Consider the following 16021-nt stretch of genomic DNA (forward strand, 5'->3'; position numbering starts at 1 on the left):
GCCACCGCGCCGCTGGCGGGCGGCATCCTGACCGGCAAGTACCGGGACGGGGTGCCCGCCGATTCGCGCGGCGCGGACGAGGCCACCGCCGCCGAGATCCGGGCGCGGCTCGACGACCGGGCGGTGCGGGTGGTGGACGCGCTGGTCACCGCCGCCGACGGGCTCGGGGTGTCACCGCTGGCGGTGGCGCTGGCCTGGATCCGGGATCAGCCCGCGGTGGCGAGCATGATCGTCGGCGCACGCGATATCGGGCAGCTCACCGGTGTACTGGCCGCCGAAACCCTGGAACTGCCACGGGCCATCGCGGCCGCACTCGGTGACGTGAGCGCCCGCACAGAATGAGCCAGGCTAGCCTTGCCTGCATGAGGAGTCTCGTGCGTGCTCGAACGGTGACGGCCCGGCGCATCCTGCTCGTGCTGCTGGGCGTGAGCCTGGTCGCGGGCGTCACCGCGTGCGCCGGTCCCGAGACCGCGGGCACCGGACCCACCACCGCCGAGGTCGGCGACCTCGACCCGGTGCCGATCGATCCGGCACCCACGCCGGTGCTGCCCGCCACGGTGCGCTCCTTCGACGGCAGCGAGGTCACGGTCACCGACATCAGCCGCATCGTGGCGGCCGACCGGTACGGGACGCTCGCGCAGACCGTGGTGGCGCTCGGACTCGGCTCGAACCTGGTGGGCCGCTCCAACTCCGCGTCCTTCCCGGCGGTCGCGGACCTGCCGACCGTGAGCGGCGGCGCGGGCACGCTCAATGTGGAAGCCGTCGCGGCCCTGCGGCCCACCGTCTTCCTCACCGACACCACCGCGGCCACCCCGGTCATCCGCGATCAGCTGCGGGCCCTCGGCATCACCGTGGTCTACTTCGATCCGAAGCGCACCCTCGACGGGGTGGTCCCGCAGATCGAGGCCGTGGCCGCCGCGCTCGGCGTGCCGGATGCGGGCGCGGCACTCGGCGAGCGCACCCGCGCCGAGATCGAGGCGGCCCGCACAGCCGTTCCGCCGCAGGACGATCCGCCGCGCATCGCCTTCCTGTACCTGCGCTCCACCGCCATCACCATGATCGCCGGACCCGGATCGGGTGCCGATTCGCTCATCACCGCCATCGGCGGCGAGGACGCGGGCACCGCCTCCGGCATCACCGCGGAGTTCCTGCCCATCACCAGCGAGGCCATGATCGCCGCCGCCCCCGACGTGCTGCTCGTCATGAGCGACGGCCTCGACTCCGTCGGCGGCGTCGACGGCGTGGAAAAGATCCCCGGCATCGCGCAGACCCCGGCGGGCCGCAACCGCCGCGTGGTCGATATGGCCGATGCGGTCCTGCTGTCCTTCGGCCCCAACACCGGCCGTGTCCTGACCGCCCTCGCGGAGGCCGTCTACGGCGACCACGCGGCATGAGCGAGCGCTCGGAGGAACCCGGCCGACGCCCGAACGCGGGCTCCCGGACGGAACGTGACGGGAGCGCGGCAGCCGGACACGAGGACCCCGGGGCGGCGGGTTCCGACTCGAATCCGGCCATGCCGCACGAGGTTTCGGTGAGCGTTGCCGATCCTGTGCCGGTCGGCCGCCCTCGCTGGTCGCGGACCGCGCTCATCTTCGCGGGGGCGTTGGCGCTCATGGTGGTGCTGGCGGTCGTCTCGGCGGCCGTCGGGCAGGTGCCGACCAGCCCGGCCGAGGTGGCGGGCAGTGTTTTCCACCGCATCGGGCTCGACTGGGGGCCGATGCCCGCGCACCCGGCCGGGGATGTGACGCTGTGGGAGGTTCGTTTCCCACGTGTGCTGCTGGCCGCGTTGGTCGGTGCCGCGTTGGCGACCGCCGGTGCGCTGCTCCAGGGCGTGTTCGCCAATCCGCTGGCCGAACCCGGTGTGATCGGCGTATCCGCCGGAGCCGCGGTCGGCGCGGGAGTGGTCATCGTGGTGGGCGGCGCGTTCGCGGCCGCCTGGTCGGTGGCGGGTGGCGCGTTCGCCGCCGGGCTGGCGACCACGGTGCTGGTGTACGTGCTGGCCCGCTCCAACGGCCGCACCGAAGTGGTGACGCTGGTGCTCACGGGTGTGGCCATCAACGCCTTCGCCGGGGGCGTGCTGTCGTTCCTGCTGTTCACCGCCTCCCCGGCGGCCCGCGATCAGATCGTGTTCTGGCAGTTGGGCAGTCTGAACGGGGCCACCTGGCAGGCGGTGGCGGTGGTCGCGTCGCTGACCGCGCTCGGTGTGCTCGCCGCCGTGCTCATGGCCCCGAAACTGGACCTGCTGGCCCTGGGCGAGTCGGCGGCCCGGCATCTGGGCGTGGACGTGGAACGGCTGCGGCGCAACGTGATCGTGGTCGTGGCCGTGCTGGCCACTGCCGGGGTGGCGTTCACCGGCATCATCCTGTTCGTCGGCCTGATCGTGCCGCATCTGGTGCGCATGCTGGTCGGACCTGCCCACCGGGTGCTCATCCCGCTGTCGGCGGTGCTGGGCGCGGTGGTATTGCTGGCCGCCGATATCGGGGCGCGCTCGCTGGTGCACAACGCCGACCTGCCCCTCGGCATGCTCACCTCCCTGGTGGGCGGCCCGTTCTTCTTCTGGCTGCTGCGCCGCACCCGCGCCCGTGCGGGAGGCTGGGCATGAACGGCCGGGTGCGCGGGACGGCAGCGAGCCGTCACCATGCGGCAGCGCCCGGCCGAGGCGCGGAAGAACACAGCACGAGCGGTCAGGCGTGGACACGGCGGCGGCGCGGCGCGGGCCATCCGACCGGATGTCGGCTGCGGGCGACGATGGGAGCCGGGCGGCGGGCCGCTTGCGCGCGGAAGGACACGGCATGAGCGGAAAGCTCGGTTTCGCAACGGTTTTCGGCCGCGCACCCGCGCTGCCGGAGGCACCCCGGCCCGGCGCGGTCACCCTGAGCGCGCGCGGGGTGGTGGTCGAGCGCGGTAAGGGCCGCCGGGTGCTGGACGGGATCGACTTCGAGGTGCGGGCCGGGGAGATCGTCGCCCTGGTCGGCCCGAACGGTGCGGGCAAGTCCACCCTGCTCGCCGCCCTCACCGGAGAGCTGGACCTGCTCGGCGGCACCGTCGAACTCGACGGCCGTCCGCTGAGCGACTGGGCGCCGCTCGACATGGCGCGCCGGCGCGCCGTGCTGCCGCAATCGCACACCGTCGGGTTCCCGTTCACCGCCCGCGAGGTGGTCGCCATGGGCCGCGCGCCCTGGGTGCGCACCGAACGCGAGCACCGCGACGACGAGTTCATCGCCGCCGCCATGCGCGCCACCGACGTCACCCACCTGGCGGCCCGCACCTTCCCGGCCCTGTCCGGCGGTGAACGCGCCCGCGTGGCCCTGGCCCGCGTCCTCGCCCAGGACACCCCCACCCTGCTCCTCGACGAACCCACCGCCGCACTGGATCTCGGGCATCAAGAACAGATCCTGGCCTTGGCCCGCGACCGGGCGGCCGCGGGTGCGGCCGTGGTGGTCGTGGTCCACGACCTGGGCGTGGCCGCCGCCTACGCCAACCGGGTGGCCGTCCTGGACGCCGGCCGCATCGCCGCCGACGGCCCACCCCGAGCGGTGCTCACCACCGACCTGCTCACCGGCGTCTACCGGCACCCGGTCGAAGTGCTCGACCATCCGGTCACCGGCGCGCAACTGGTGCTGCCGGTGCGCGGGTAGCGGCGCACGTCCCGCTCCCCGGGTGCGGCAGGCCGGTCGCGACCGCCAGACCTACCGCCACACCAGTTTCAACACCGCCGGAGTCAACAGCATGCGAATCACGGTGGCGTCCAACAACAGTGCCGCGATCATGCCGTAGGCGATGTACTTCATCAGGACCAGATCGGAGAAGCCGAAGGCCCCCGTCACCACGATGAGAATCGCCGCCGCCGAGGTGATCACGCCGCCGGTGTGGGCGATGCCGTAGCGGATGGCCTCCGCGGGTGGCGCACCGTCCGCGCGCGCCTCGGCCATCCGCGATTGCAGGAACACCTCGTAGTCGGTGGACAGGCCGAACAGCACGGTCACGATCAGCACCAGCACCGCGAACATGAGCGGGCCGGGGGTGAAGTCGAACAGCTCCGCGCCGTGGCCCTCCACGAAGATCCAGGTCAGGATGCCCAGGGTGGAACCGAGGCTGAGCGCGCTCATGAGCACCGCCTTCACCGCCAGCACCAGCGAGCGGAACGCCGCGTACATGAGCGCGACGGCCGCGCCGACCAGAATCAGTGCCAGCAGCGGCAGCCCCTCGATGAGGCCGTGGATGCTGTCGCGCTCCAGCGCGGGCACCCCGGCGACCAGCACCCGCACCCCGGGCGGATCGGGAATGTCGCGCAGGGCCGCGATGGCGGTATCGGCGTCGGCCTTGTCGATCAGCCCGGACCCCAGCACGGTGACCCCGTCCTCGGTCGGTGCGAACGGATCGAACGGCCCGGTCATCAGCCCCGTCGTGCGCTGGTTGGCCTCGTACCGGATGTCCGAGAGCTGCTGCGGATCCGCGTCCACCACAACCAGTTTCAGCGGTTCGGTGCGGAAGCTGGGGAACCGTTCGTCGAACTCCTGCTGTGCCGTTCGGGCCGGATTGTCCGCCGCCAGGTAGCGTTCGCTCAGTCCGCCGAACTCGATATGGCGGAACGGCAGGATCAACGCCAGCAGCATCAGCACCACCGGCACGATCACCAGCCACGGCCGCCGCATGGCGAAGGCCGCCAGCCGCGAGAAGAATCCGGCGTCGATCTGTTCGGCGGTGCGGATGCTCGCGAACCGATGCCAGCCCCACAGGTCGATGCGCTCGCCGACGATGCCGAGCACAGCGGGCAGCGCCGTCACCGACAGCACCGCCGCCAGCAGCACCGAACTGATACCGCCCAGCGGCACCGAGCGCAGCACCCCGTTCGGGTAGATGAACAGTGCGCCCAGGCTCACCGCGATGATGGCCGCCGAGAACAGCACCGTGCGCCCGGCCGTGGCCACCGTGCGCGCCGTGGCCTCCTCCACGCCGCGGCCGTTCGCCAGTTCCTCCCGGAACCGGGTCACCGCGAACAGTCCGTAGTCGATGGCCAGGCCCAGACTCACCAGGGTCACCACGGCACTGGCGAAGACGTTGACCTCGATGTGGTCGGTGAGCAGCCGCATGATGCCCTGACTGCCCAGAATCGTCATCCCGCCGATGAGCACCGGCAGCAGTGCGCCGATGACGCCGCCGAACACGAAGTACAGCAGAATCGCCACGATCGGCAGGGCGATGAGCTCGGCCCGGTGGATATCCCGCTGCATCCCGGTGTTGATGCCCTCGACCACCGGTTGCAGCCCCGCCAACTGGACGGTGGTGCCGCCCGGCCCGGCACCGGGCGCTCCCGCTCCGAACTCGTCCTTGATGGCCAGATAGTTGTCGACCGTCTCGGTGCCGCCGTCGCCGTGCAACCCGATGGAGGCGAACGCGTGCGTGCGCGACGCGTCGGCGAACTGCCCCATGAGTGAGCCGTCCCAATACGAGTCGATCTTGAGAATCCGGTCCGGGTGCTGCTCGCGCAGCCGCTCCAGATCCGCCGCCACGGCCGAGCGGACCTCCGGATCGTCCAGCGTCCGCCCCGCGGGCGCGGTGTAGAGCACGATCAGATCCGAATCGGTGTCGCGCCCGAAGGTGCTGTCGGCCAGTTTCGACGCCGCCACCGATTCACTGGACTCGTCGAACCAGCCCTCCTGCGACAGCCGGTCGCCCAGATCCCGCCCGTAGAATCCCGACGCCAGCACCGCCAGCGCGAATACGGCGAACACCAGGTACCGGTTGCGGTGGATCATGCGCCCCCACCGCAGGGAACCGGTCTCGATCATGGGTCAGCCGCAGGCCGCGGTCGTGTAGTCGGCCGACCGCAGAATGCCGCACAGGTCGGTGCGCGAGATCTTCCAGCGACCGTCGGTGTACACGAAATGCACCACGGTGGTGCGCACGTTCGTGCCGGTGCCGTCCTTGTCCAGGCTCAGGGTGGCGGTGAGGGTGCCGTCGCGATTGTCGAATACCGGGTCCCGCACGCCGTAGATCGCTCGCGGGTTGTCCTGCAGCGCCTTGTACATATCCGGAATGGCGTCCCGGAAGGCTTCGCCGTCCTCGATGAGGGCGGTGCGCTCGGAATCCGGCAGGTTCGGGTCCAGCGCGGATTTGATGTGCGCGTCCAGTTCGGCCGCGGTCGGAATGGCCGCCCGCACGGCGGCGCTGCTGCTGGCCGCGGCCGCCGAACTCGACGATTGCGCCGCGTAGGCCGAGGAGCGGGCCGCCGACACCGACTCCTCGTCACCGCCTCCGCCGCAGGCCGCGAGCGCGGCGGCGAGCACGGAGACGGTGAGCGCGGTGGCTGCCGAACGTCGAAGTGCCATCAACTTCCTCGCGTCGAACTGATGTTGCTTGCCCCTAGTCAATCATGCGCGAGCAGGACCGACCGGTCGGCAGGTCATATTCCGTCGATGACGGCGCTCAGACGGCCCAAAAACGCTCGTACCGTGGTGGTTTCGCGCGGCTGCGCGGCCGCCACCGGCGTGGCCTGCGGGATCAGATCGCGCACCAGCGCCACCACGCTGCGCTCGTCGTCGAGATCGATATCGGCCACAGTGGCCTGCGCGACCGCGACCACATCGGCCGCGTCGGGGACATCGGTGTCGAGATCCTCGCGGTAGATCTCGAGCACGAGCAGGGAACGGACCGTGCGGAAGGCGAAGGTCCGGCCGTCGCCGGTGACGCCGAACCCGTGCGCGTAGCGACCCACGGTCACATCGTCCACGGCGAATCCGGATGTGTGGTCTGTCACCAACCGCTCTCCCTGATGCTGCTCGGTGTTCACTTCCACCGTAACCTTTGCCGCCGACGGCGCGCCGCCCCGAACACCCCCGCCCGGCGGGCACGGCAGCGCATCATGGTCAGATGAAGAGGAACGCATGGGTTCGTCGGAGGACAAAGGAGTTCGGTGCATGCGCCGTCGCGGCTGGATCCGTTGCGCCCTCGCGGGCGCGGCGGCGGTAACCCTGCTCGCGGGCTGTTCGTCGGGAGGCGACACCTCCGACAAACCGACGCGGGAACCGGCCGCCCCCGCGAGCGCACCCGCCGCCACCGCCACCCCCATCGGCGAGGTGAGCCCGAGCCCGCCCGTCACGGCACTGCTGGCCGAGCCGGAGACCGGTGTGCTCGCCGTGCTCACCGAGGACCGAAAAGCATTGCGGCTCATCGATCGTGGCCGCTCCCCCGCCACGGAACGCACCATCCCGCTGCCCGTCGCGGCGGCGTCGCTCGCCGCGGGCGCACCCGGTGAGATCCTCGCCCCCGCGCCGGATCGGCTGCTGCGCGTGAACGCCGCCACCGGCGCGATCACCGAACTCGCGGTCGACGGTGACGCCCGCACCGCCGCACCGCGCCCCGACGGCGGGTACGCGGTCGGCCTCGCCGACGGACGGGTCCTGATCCTCGACGCCGCGGGCACGCTCGGCCACACCGTGCGGGGCCTGGTCTCCGCCGACACGGTGGTGGCCGTGAACGAGCAGGTCGCGGCATTGGACCGCCGCCAGACCCTCGTCACCGAACTCGACCTGGACGACAACCGTCCCGGGTTGATGCTGCGCACCGGCGACGGTGCCGGCGCCATGATCGGCGACCACTTCGGTCGCCTTCTCGTCACCGACACCGCGGGCGGTGAGCTGCTGGTCTACACCGTCGATCCGCTCGTGCTGCGCCAGCGGTTCCCGGTAGGCTCGTCGCCCTACGCACTCGCCTACGATCAGCGGTCCGAGACCGTGTGGGTGACGCTGACAGGCACAAACGAGGTCGTCGGCTACGACCTGTCGACGGGTATACCGGAAGAGGTGGGACGCTACCCGACGGTGCGCCAGCCCGACACGGTGACCATCGACAGCCGGAGCGGCGACATGTTCGTGGGGTCCGGGACCGGTGACGGTCTACAGCGGATCGCCGCGGATCAGCGAAAGGGGCAGTGATGGCCGGGGCCTCACGATCGGCGCGACAGCGCTCACTACCGGCGGGCTGGGAGGACACCAGCGACGAGTACGAATACATACCGTTGCGGCTACCTCCCGACGTCACCCGGGTCACCGCCTCCATGCGGCTGGCCATCCAGGCCGAATTCGGGGGGTGGGAACTGTCACGCGTGCGCGCCTACACCGACGGCAGCCGCCGCGTCCTGCTGCGCCGCCGCAAAACCGCTCTATCCACGGCCGCCCCCGAGGCGGCGATGTGACCATGGGGGCCTTTCTGTACTCGCTGCTGCTCAAGATGATGTTCCTGCTCCCGCCGGAACGCATCCACCACCTCGCGTTCGGGGCCATGCGCATGGCCACCCGATTCGCGCCCACCCGTTGGGCGGTGTCGAAACTGCTCGTCGTCGACGATCCGATCCTGCGCACCACCGCCTTCGGCGTCGACTTCCCGTCGCCGCTGGGCCTGGCCGCGGGCTTCGACAAGAACGCCGACGGTGTCGACACCTGGGGACCGATCGGCTTCGGGTACGCCGAGATCGGCACGGTGACCGCGCAGGCGCAGCCGGGCAATCCCGCCCCGCGCCTGTTCCGGTTGCCCGCCGACCGGGCTCTCATCAACCGCATGGGTTTCAACAACCACGGTGCCGTCGCGGCCGCCGACAATCTGGCGCATCGGCGCACCGGCGGCGTGCCCATCGGTGCGAACATCGGCAAGACCAAGGTGGTGGAGGCCGCCGACGCCGCCGCCGACTACGCGGTCAGCGCCACCCTGCTCGGCCCGCTCGCCGACTTCGTGGTCGTGAACGTCAGTTCCCCCAACACCCCCGGCCTGCGCGATCTGCAAGCGGTGGAATCGCTGCGTCCGCTGCTGCGCGCGGTACTCGACAGCGTCGAGGTGCCGGTGCTGGTCAAGATCGCCCCCGATCTGTCCGACGACGATATCGACGCGGTCGCCGACCTCGCCGTGGAACTCGGCCTGGCCGGAATCGTCGCCACCAACACCACCATCCGCCGCGACGGCCTGCGCACCCCCGCCGCCGAGGTGGAGCCCCTGGGCGCGGGCGGACTCTCCGGTCCCCCGGTCGCCGACCGCTCCCTCGAGGTGCTGCGCCGCCTCTACGCCCGCGTCGGCGACAGGCTGGTGCTCATCTCGGTCGGCGGCATCGAAACCGCCGACCAGGCGTGGGAGCGCATCCTCGCCGGAGCGAGCCTGCTGCAGGGCTACACCGGCTTCATCTACGGCGGGCCGTTCTGGGCTCGCCGCATCCACCGCGGCCTCGCGGACAGGCTGCGCGCCAACGGGTATGCGAACCTGAGCCAGGCGGTCGGCGCGGGACACCGCGCGCGCAACGCCTGAACCGCCACCGGCTGGCAGCAGGCAGCGCCGACCGGGTGATCGCGGCGCGGTGCCCGCGCTCACACCGAACGGATCGCCACGCCGACCAGGCAGATGAGCGCTCCCGCGATATCGCAGCGGTCGAGGCGGTAGTCGTCGGCCACCGTCCCCAGGCGAGCGAGTCCCGACCCACGGTCTTCCGGGGGGAATCGCTCTGGCGCGGTGGGACTTCGCCCAGCGTCAGGTCGCTCGGTACCGACGGAGTCCGGGCCGCGGCACGATCGGCCCGGACGTCCTCGTGGCGGCGTCTCCTGCCTGCGATGCGAATACGCACCGCGTGCAATCACATCCAGCGATGGCGTGAGCGTGCTCCCGTCACCGCCGGGTGGCGCCGGGCCCATCCGGACAGCACCGGTTCCGGCCTTGCCGGCGACGGTGCGGGCGGGTCGCCCGGGGCTGCGGTCAGGCGTTCGGCCATCCGGCACGCGAGCGTGAGCACCGCCTGTTCGACCAGGACGCCCACCGTGTCGGCCAGGTCGGCGGCGCGACCGTGCGCTCCCCCGTCGTACACCACCTCCGGATCCGACAGCAGTTCGTCCAATTCCATCCCCGCCCGGGCCTGCTCCCGGGTGAGCCGGTGTTCGGGCAACCAGCTCAGGCGCCACGCCCGCGCACCACCCTCGGGTACGCGGAACGCGTACTCCGGGGTGATATCGCTGGTAATGGCCCATTCTGTGTTGTCGATTGCCACTGGGTCCTCCCATCGACACCGCGGGAGGGGCAGGTTTCCGCCCACCCCGCCGTGTGTATCCGGCACGGGCGGTCGCCCGTGCCGGGGCTGTCGCCCACTTCGGGCTCGGGACTCACGCCCCGCGCCGCCGCATGAGCACATACATCGCTTCCTCCACGGCTATACCGAGTTCGTCGGCACTGACGATCGCCCGCGCGGCCACGATCACATCTCGTCGGTAGTGATCCCCCGAGAAGATCTCCGCAAGCTCCATCCCCGCCAGCGCCTGCGCCCGCGACACCAATCGCTCCGGCAGCCAACTCAACCGCCACGCCAACTCCCACCGATCCGCCAGCTTGTGCGCGACCTCGCCGGTGAGATCACTGGTCATCTGCCAGTCCGCCACATAGATCGTCATGCTTCCCCCCGCTCCAGTCTGCGCCGGTAAAGAACGGACACCGCCTCCGCCACGGTGATCCCGAGTTCGCGCGCGATCTCCGCACCCCGCCGCCCCGCCCCGGAATCCCGCTGATCCTCAGGCTCACTGAGCAATTCGGTGAGCTCCATCCCCGCCCGCGCCTGCTCCCTCGTGAACCGCCGCTCCGGCCACCAACTGAGCACCCACGCCGGTTCCACCGCATCGGCACTCCGACGCGCCCACTCCTGGGTGCGGCTGCTGGTGATGGATCGGCTGCTCTCGTAGATCACGACGGGTCTCCCGGGGGATTGGAGTCGTCGCCCCTGCACGGTTTGCGATTTCGGGTATGTCCGGACACGGTCGGTCCACGCGGGACCGACCGGAGGTGAATTCTGCGGATGGCTCGACAGGGCGACGACAGGGCTGGTGGCGTCGAAGCGTCCAGACGGGTGGATATTCCGCCTAGCAGCGCTCGGGATTTATGGCCAGCCCGGTATCGTTCTCGCTGGGGGCCGGCCGAGGAGACCTGCGAATCCGTCGCCTGGGGAGAATCACTCCGTACACCAGAACCTCCCGAATGTCTGGTGGTGCGGGTTCACCGAACTTAGGATGGCATTTGCCCCCCGAATTCGGCTATTGCCGTTTACTACAAGGAGATTGACGCTTTCGCTGTGTGTTAAACCTGGTCAACGGTACTGTAGGTAGCGAATGGTGAGGCAACACAGTCCGCGCAAAGCCGCCCCTGCACCGGTCCCGCAGGATCCCGGCGTCATCGCCGTGCGCGACATCCTGCTCCGACTGCGCAAGCGGTCAGGTCTGAGCCTGGATAGGTTGCACAGCACCGAGATCGAGATCGATCTGCTACTCGAATTGCCTGTCGTCCGTCGTCTGGCTCGTCGCCTCGGCCTGGAGCCGCACGAGGCGCTGGTGTATGCCCTCACCGGCTTGGCGAGAAAACTTCCGGCATCCGAGCGGCTGATCGTCGATGTGGAGCTGAACCTCAAACTGCTACAGAAGAATCCGCCACCCGGCTGTGATCCGCGTCGGCTCTACGCCGAAGAACTGAGGTTCCGGCGTGAGTATCTCGCCGCGTGCTGGCAGTCGCTGCATCATGCGCTCGGGGTCTCGAAAGTCTCCGACAGCCCGAGCGATCGGGCGTTACGCGGGGTGCGCGAACGTCGTGCGTTCGATGCGCTGGCCGGCCTGTTGACGGGGGCGAGCGCGTTGGTGATGACGGAAATCATTCCCGCGGAGCAAGAGTCGAGACTCAACAGCGGTGTCGTCACGATTGTCGGTGACGCTGTCGTCGACCATACCTACGCGGTGAACGAGATCCCGGGGCCGGGTGCGAGTGCGTGGGGAGATCTGAAACGGCGACCCGGTGGCAAGGGACTCAACCGCGCCGTCGCCAGCGCCCAGCTGGGCTTGTTCACACATCTGGTCTGTGCCGTGGGGGATGACGAAGACGGTGACGACGTTCTTGCCTATCTCCAGAAGTGCGAGGTCGATACCGGACTCGTCAGCATTGTCGCGGGCGCGCGCACGCCGGTCACAGCCGTTCTCGTCCCCGAACAGGGTGATTCGGCCACCATCGCTTACAAGGACGAGCGATTGAACTTCCTGGCTCGCGAGCACGATCATGCGGCCGTTCGTTCGGCACTCATGGCATCCGACGTCGTGATACTGACCTTCGAACAGTCGGCACAGATGGTCGAATGGGTGCTCGATTCGGTGCGGACCCGCGCCGCGAGCCCATGGGTCATCGTCAGCGCCTCCCCGCCATTGCGGGGTCCGGCACATCTTCGGGAAGACCTGCGCGGTGTCCACTACGCGGTGGGCACCCCTGCGGAGTTGGCCGCGCTGGTGGCCGATCGACCCACCGACGTCGATGTGTCGTCGACCCTGCTCGACAAGGGAGTTGGCGCGGTGTGCACTATCGAAGGCTACCGATGCACCGTCAACTCGCCGACGGGCCGGTTCATCGTGGACCGATTCGAATCAGCCGGTACGTGCGAGAGCTACGCACCGTTCGTGGTGGCGCTGGCGTATCGGCTGACCACCGCGCGCAGACCGGCGGGCGACGACGACTTCGTCTGGGCGACGGCCGCGCTGGTCGCCGCCCGCGGTGGCAGCGTCCGCAATCGTTCCGCGGGAACGGACGCGATCTCGGCCGATCGCATCGACGCGGTTGTGGAGAACTGGTGAGTATCGGTCAACCAGAGCAAAACGCGCCGTATGTTGCATGTTTTGTCCTGACCTTCGCTGCCGCGAGCGGTATCGTCCGCCCGTGCCGTCTATCGAGTACCTGACCACGCCACTGGCTGGAGCAGGTCGTCTCCTGCGGAGACGTGGTGTCGATGTTCGCGTTCGTTCCGTCGACCTCGGCTCGGTCGGCCGGATGCTCGTTTTCGGCGAGCCCGCGAACGGCTGCCTGGTACGAATCCACTCGCGGTGTCTCTACGGCGATGCCCTCTCTTCCGACGACTGCGACTGTGGGCCTCAGCTCGCCAAGGCGCTGGATCTGATCCAGCGGGAAGGCTCGGGCGTGCTCCTCTACCTCGAGCAGGAAGGACGCGGAGCTGGTCTGGTCGTCAAGGCGATGGGGCTGAGTCTGACCGAGCGGGAGGGGCTCGATACGTTTGCCAGCTACCAGAGGCTCGGTCACGGCAATGACTCTCGGCGCTACGACGTCGCCGCCGACCGGTTGGCCGATCTGGGGCTGGCATCGATTCGGTTGCTGACCAACAATCCGAGCAAGGTGTCGGCGCTGGCCGACCGCTTCACGGTCACCGCAGTGCCGCTGCGTACCAGGCCGCGTAGCGGCAGAGCCATGTCGTACCTGGAAGCCAAACGTGACGTCTGTAGCCACCGCCTCTGGCCACGGATGGTGTGGCGGCTCGCGACGGCCGCGAAGCACATCACCATGGCGGCCGCGTCCGCCGTGGGCGCGCTGCTGGTACTGGCGGACGAACACTGTCCGACCTCTGCGGTGGTCGTGGCCGTGCTGCCTTACCCCCTGATTCTGGTCGCACTTTCCACGACGAGGTTGCGCGGGCGGCCGCTGTGCCGACCGACCTTTTTCGGTCGTCGCATCCGGGTACGGAGCGGCCTGTGAGCGATGCGGCGTTTGTCGCCGAAACCGCACACTCACTGACTCGCAAGGGGCGACCGATGTGGGTGAGCACAGTCGTCGAACTGGACCTCGGTGGGCATGCGGTGTTGTTCGGTGAGATCACCAATGATTGCCTCGTGCGAATCCATGCGCGCTGCCTGTACGGCGATGCGCTGGGCTGCGAGAATTGTTCCTGCGGTTCACGGCTGCGAGACTCGATGGACTGCATCCAGGCCGCACGTGCCGGTGTCTTGATCTACCTCGAACACGACGACTGTGATGAAGCCGGGTCCACGGGCGTGGAACGGATGCTCGACAGTGAGATCTACGAGCGGTTGGCGAGGTTTCTCAGCGACGAATTGAGCCTGAATTCGGTCAAGCTGCTGACCGACCGTGCAGCGGACGCCACGGCATTGTGCGCGGCGGGGCTCACCGCGATTCAGGTGCCGATTCGCCGCCGCGTGCGTGCCGGACGAATCCGCGGATTGCCGACGAAACTGCGCACGTGGCTGCGGGTGGGCTCGTCGAATCCTCGGTGTGACGGGGTAGCACGCGACACGGCACCCCCGATGTGATTACGATGAGTGAGCCGTGCCACATGTGGGGCGTGTCACCAGGCGTGGGTCGGAGTCGACCGGTAGCGGATCAGCTCCGGGGGCGAGGGTCCGCGTGGGGGCGCGTCGGGCGCGGTGGTCAGGAGAATCGGAAGCAGGGATATGACGACAGACATCGGCTATACGCACAAATCGGGCAAAACGGTCTACACGATTCCGGAGGCGTTTCAGGAGACGCTGACGGTGCGGCCGGACCAGGTCGCGTTGCGGACCGTGGGTGGGACTCAGCAGATCACCTGGAAGCAGTACGGGGAGCGGGTGCGCAGCATCGCCGCCGGACTGGCGGGGCTCGGGGTGGGGCACGGTGACACTGTCGGGATCATGCTGACCAACCGGCCCGAATTCAATCTCGTGGACACCGCGGCGCTACATCTGGGCGCGACGCCGTTCTCGATCTACAACACCTCCTCGCCGGAGCAGATCAACCACCTGTTCACCAATGCCGAGAACAAGGTGGTCATCACCGAGCCGGTATTCCTGGACGCGGTGCGCGGCGCGGGCGTGGAGCTCGAGCACATCGTGCTGGTCGAGGGTTCGGCGGCGGGCACCGTCTCGCTGGCCGAGGTGGAGGCCGCCCCGCTGGAGGGCTTCGACTTCGACGCCGCCTGGCGTGCGGTCGAGCCCGACGATGTGGCGACCCTGATCTACACCTCCGGCACCACCGGCCCGTCCAAGGGCGTGGAACTCACCCACAGCAATGTGGTCGCGCAGATCAAGGGTCTGCTCACCGGTCCCCTGATCGTCGGCTTCGACGACCGCTCGGTCTCGTACCTCCCGGCCGCGCACGTCGCCGACCGCATCTCCGGACACTGCGCCAACCTGTTCACCGGCGTGCAGATGACCACCGTCCCGGACCCGCGCGAGATCGCCGCGGCGCTGCCGGACGCCCGCCCGACCGCCTTCTTCGGCGTGCCGCGCGTCTGGCAGAAGATCAAGGCCGGTATCGAGGCCAAGATCGCCACCGAATTCAGCGGCGCCAAGCAGTCGCTCGCCAACTGGGCCATCGCCACCGGTGTCCAGGCCGCCCGCGCCGACCTGGCCGGTAAGGGCCGCGGTCCGGTGCTGTCGGTGCAGCACAAGCTGGCCGACGCGCTGGTGCTGTCCAAGCTGCGCCACGCGCTGGGCCTGGACGAGCTGAAGGTCGCCGCCTCCGGCGCGGCCGCCATTCCGCCGGAGACCCTGGAGTACATGCTGGGCCTGGGCTTCACGGTCACCGAGGTGTGGGGCATGTCGGAGACCTCCGGCGTCGGCACCTTCACCGAACTCGACAAGCCCCGCCCCGGTTCGGTGGGTCGCGTGCTCGATGGCGCCGAGATCAAGCTGGGCGAGGACGGTGAGCTGCTGATTCGCGGCCCCATCGTCACGCGCGGCTACCGCAAGATGCCGGAGAAGACCGCCGAGGCCATCGACGCCGACGGCTGGCTGCACACCGGCGACGTGGCCACCATCGACGGGGACGGCTACGTCCACATCGTGGACCGCAAGAAGGAACTGATCATCAACGAGGCGGGCAAGAACCTGTCCCCGACCAATATCGAGAACACGGTCAAGGCCGCGTCCTCGCTGGTCGGCCAGGTCGTCGCCATCGGTGACGCCAAGCCCTACATCGCCGCGCTGGTCGTTCTCGATCCGGACACCGCCGCCGTGCGCGCCAAGAACCTCGGCACGCCCGACGCGGACGTCCCGTCGCTGGCCACCAAGCAGGAGATCGTCGACGAGATCCTGGCCGCGGTGCAGGTCGCCAACTCCAAGCTGTCCCGCGTGGAGCAGATCAAGCGGTTCGTCATCGTTCCGCAGGCGTGGGATCCGGGCGGCGACGAGCTCACCCCGACCCTGAAGCTCAAGCGCAACCCGATCGCGACCAAGTACGCGGC

General features: G+C 69.4%; 17 protein-coding genes. 11 read left to right on the top strand and 6 right to left on the bottom strand.

The window, feature by feature from the left end; all coding sequences use genetic code 11:
- The 4 genes from QK444_RS17015 to QK444_RS17030 all read left to right on the top strand — a co-directional run.
- Positions 1 to 342, top strand: a 342-nt coding sequence (locus QK444_RS17015; RefSeq protein WP_282781442.1) for an aldo/keto reductase, incomplete at its 5' end; no start/stop codon positions are given.
- A 20-nt stretch (positions 343 to 362) separates the two neighbouring features.
- Positions 363 to 1394: an ABC transporter substrate-binding protein gene (locus QK444_RS17020; RefSeq protein WP_282781444.1), complete on the top strand. Its 1032-nt coding sequence runs from the start codon at positions 363 to 365 to the stop codon at positions 1392 to 1394.
- Between the two features lie 119 nt (positions 1395 to 1513).
- Positions 1514 to 2602 carry an iron ABC transporter permease gene (locus tag QK444_RS17025; protein WP_282781446.1) on the top strand — a complete coding sequence of 363 codons (1089 nt, stop codon included), beginning with the start codon at positions 1514 to 1516 and terminating at the stop codon, positions 2600 to 2602.
- A gap of 190 nt (positions 2603 to 2792) precedes the next feature.
- On the top strand, positions 2793 to 3638 hold the full coding sequence (locus tag QK444_RS17030; RefSeq protein WP_282781448.1) for a heme ABC transporter ATP-binding protein: 846 nt from the start codon (positions 2793 to 2795) through the stop codon (positions 3636 to 3638).
- 51 nt (positions 3639 to 3689) lie between these two features.
- Here the strand turns inward: QK444_RS17030 and QK444_RS17035 are convergent, their stop codons facing one another.
- From QK444_RS17035 to QK444_RS17045, 3 genes are all read right to left on the bottom strand, one after another.
- Positions 3690 to 5792 (bottom strand): MMPL family transporter, encoded by a 2103-nt coding sequence (locus QK444_RS17035; RefSeq protein WP_282781450.1) that lies wholly within the window; start codon positions 5790 to 5792, stop codon positions 3690 to 3692.
- 3 nt (positions 5793 to 5795) lie between these two features.
- Positions 5796 to 6332 carry a hypothetical protein gene (locus QK444_RS17040; RefSeq protein WP_282781452.1) on the bottom strand — a complete coding sequence of 179 codons (537 nt, stop codon included), beginning with the start codon at positions 6330 to 6332 and terminating at the stop codon, positions 5796 to 5798.
- 74 nt (positions 6333 to 6406) lie between these two features.
- A complete protein-coding gene (locus tag QK444_RS17045; protein WP_282781455.1) occupies positions 6407 to 6760 on the bottom strand; it encodes a hypothetical protein in 354 nt (117 codons plus the stop codon).
- A gap of 160 nt (positions 6761 to 6920) precedes the next feature.
- Here QK444_RS17045 and QK444_RS17050 point away from each other — a divergent pair, with 160 nt between their 5' ends.
- The 3 genes from QK444_RS17050 to QK444_RS17060 are packed head-to-tail and all read left to right on the top strand — an operon-like array spanning position 6921 to position 9294.
- On the top strand, positions 6921 to 7937 hold the full coding sequence (locus QK444_RS17050; protein ID WP_282781457.1) for a hypothetical protein: 1017 nt from the start codon (positions 6921 to 6923) through the stop codon (positions 7935 to 7937).
- Positions 7937 to 8197, top strand: a complete 261-nt coding sequence (locus QK444_RS17055) for a DUF5703 family protein (RefSeq protein ID WP_029927778.1) — start codon at positions 7937 to 7939, stop codon at positions 8195 to 8197. Before QK444_RS17050 ends, QK444_RS17055 begins: the two co-directional genes overlap by 1 nt.
- A gap of 14 nt (positions 8198 to 8211) precedes the next feature.
- The gene (locus QK444_RS17060; protein WP_282781470.1) at positions 8212 to 9294 is read left to right on the top strand and encodes a quinone-dependent dihydroorotate dehydrogenase; all 1083 of its coding nucleotides are present in this window, start codon (positions 8212 to 8214) and stop codon (positions 9292 to 9294) included.
- A gap of 322 nt (positions 9295 to 9616) precedes the next feature.
- Here the strand turns inward: QK444_RS17060 and QK444_RS17065 are convergent, their stop codons facing one another.
- The 3 genes from QK444_RS17065 to QK444_RS17075 all read right to left on the bottom strand — a co-directional run bounded on the left by QK444_RS17065 (position 9617) and on the right by QK444_RS17075 (position 10711).
- A complete protein-coding gene (locus QK444_RS17065; protein WP_282781458.1) occupies positions 9617 to 10024 on the bottom strand; it encodes a hypothetical protein in 408 nt (135 codons plus the stop codon).
- 112 nt (positions 10025 to 10136) lie between these two features.
- The gene (locus QK444_RS17070; RefSeq protein WP_282781459.1) at positions 10137 to 10421 is read right to left on the bottom strand and encodes a hypothetical protein; all 285 of its coding nucleotides are present in this window, start codon (positions 10419 to 10421) and stop codon (positions 10137 to 10139) included.
- Entirely contained in the window at positions 10418 to 10711 is a 294-nt protein-coding gene (locus QK444_RS17075) for a hypothetical protein (RefSeq protein WP_143980896.1), read from the bottom strand. Before QK444_RS17075 ends, QK444_RS17070 begins: the two co-directional genes overlap by 4 nt.
- Positions 10712 to 11129: 418 nt before the next feature.
- Here QK444_RS17075 and QK444_RS17080 point away from each other — a divergent pair, with 418 nt between their 5' ends.
- The 4 genes from QK444_RS17080 to QK444_RS17095 form a co-directional block, all read left to right on the top strand.
- Positions 11130 to 12626: a PfkB family carbohydrate kinase gene (locus QK444_RS17080; RefSeq protein WP_282781461.1), complete on the top strand. Its 1497-nt coding sequence runs from the start codon at positions 11130 to 11132 to the stop codon at positions 12624 to 12626.
- Positions 12627 to 12708: 82 nt separating this feature from the next.
- Positions 12709 to 13536, top strand: coding sequence for a GTP cyclohydrolase (locus tag QK444_RS17085; RefSeq protein ID WP_282781463.1), 828 nt, complete (start codon positions 12709 to 12711; stop codon positions 13534 to 13536).
- 62 nt (positions 13537 to 13598) lie between these two features.
- On the top strand, positions 13599 to 14108 hold the full coding sequence (locus tag QK444_RS17090) for a hypothetical protein (RefSeq protein WP_282781465.1): 510 nt from the start codon (positions 13599 to 13601) through the stop codon (positions 14106 to 14108).
- Between the two features lie 141 nt (positions 14109 to 14249).
- Positions 14250 to 16021: long-chain fatty acid--CoA ligase (locus tag QK444_RS17095; protein ID WP_282781467.1), on the top strand; the 1772-nt coding region annotated here is incomplete at its 3' end.

This window comes from Nocardia sp. CC201C (assembly GCF_030010695.1).
Taxonomy (GTDB): Bacteria; Actinomycetota; Actinomycetes; order Mycobacteriales; family Mycobacteriaceae; genus Nocardia; species Nocardia otitidiscaviarum.

Coding starts and splice junctions, on each gene's coding strand:
- QK444_RS17080 (WP_282781461.1), top strand. CDS start 11,130: ATGGTGAGGCAACACAGTCCGCGCAAAGCCGCCCCTGCACCGGTCCCG.
- QK444_RS17025 (WP_282781446.1), top strand. CDS start 1,514: ATGCCGCACGAGGTTTCGGTGAGCGTTGCCGATCCTGTGCCGGTCGGC.
- QK444_RS17035 (WP_282781450.1), bottom strand. CDS start 5,792: ATGATCGAGACCGGTTCCCTGCGGTGGGGGCGCATGATCCACCGCAAC.
- QK444_RS17030 (WP_282781448.1), top strand. CDS start 2,793: ATGAGCGGAAAGCTCGGTTTCGCAACGGTTTTCGGCCGCGCACCCGCG.
- QK444_RS17040 (WP_282781452.1), bottom strand. CDS start 6,332: ATGGCACTTCGACGTTCGGCAGCCACCGCGCTCACCGTCTCCGTGCTC.
- QK444_RS17055 (WP_029927778.1), top strand. CDS start 7,937: ATGGCCGGGGCCTCACGATCGGCGCGACAGCGCTCACTACCGGCGGGC.
- QK444_RS17020 (WP_282781444.1), top strand. CDS start 363: ATGAGGAGTCTCGTGCGTGCTCGAACGGTGACGGCCCGGCGCATCCTG.
- QK444_RS17070 (WP_282781459.1), bottom strand. CDS start 10,421: ATGACGATCTATGTGGCGGACTGGCAGATGACCAGTGATCTCACCGGC.
- QK444_RS17050 (WP_282781457.1), top strand. CDS start 6,921: ATGCGCCGTCGCGGCTGGATCCGTTGCGCCCTCGCGGGCGCGGCGGCG.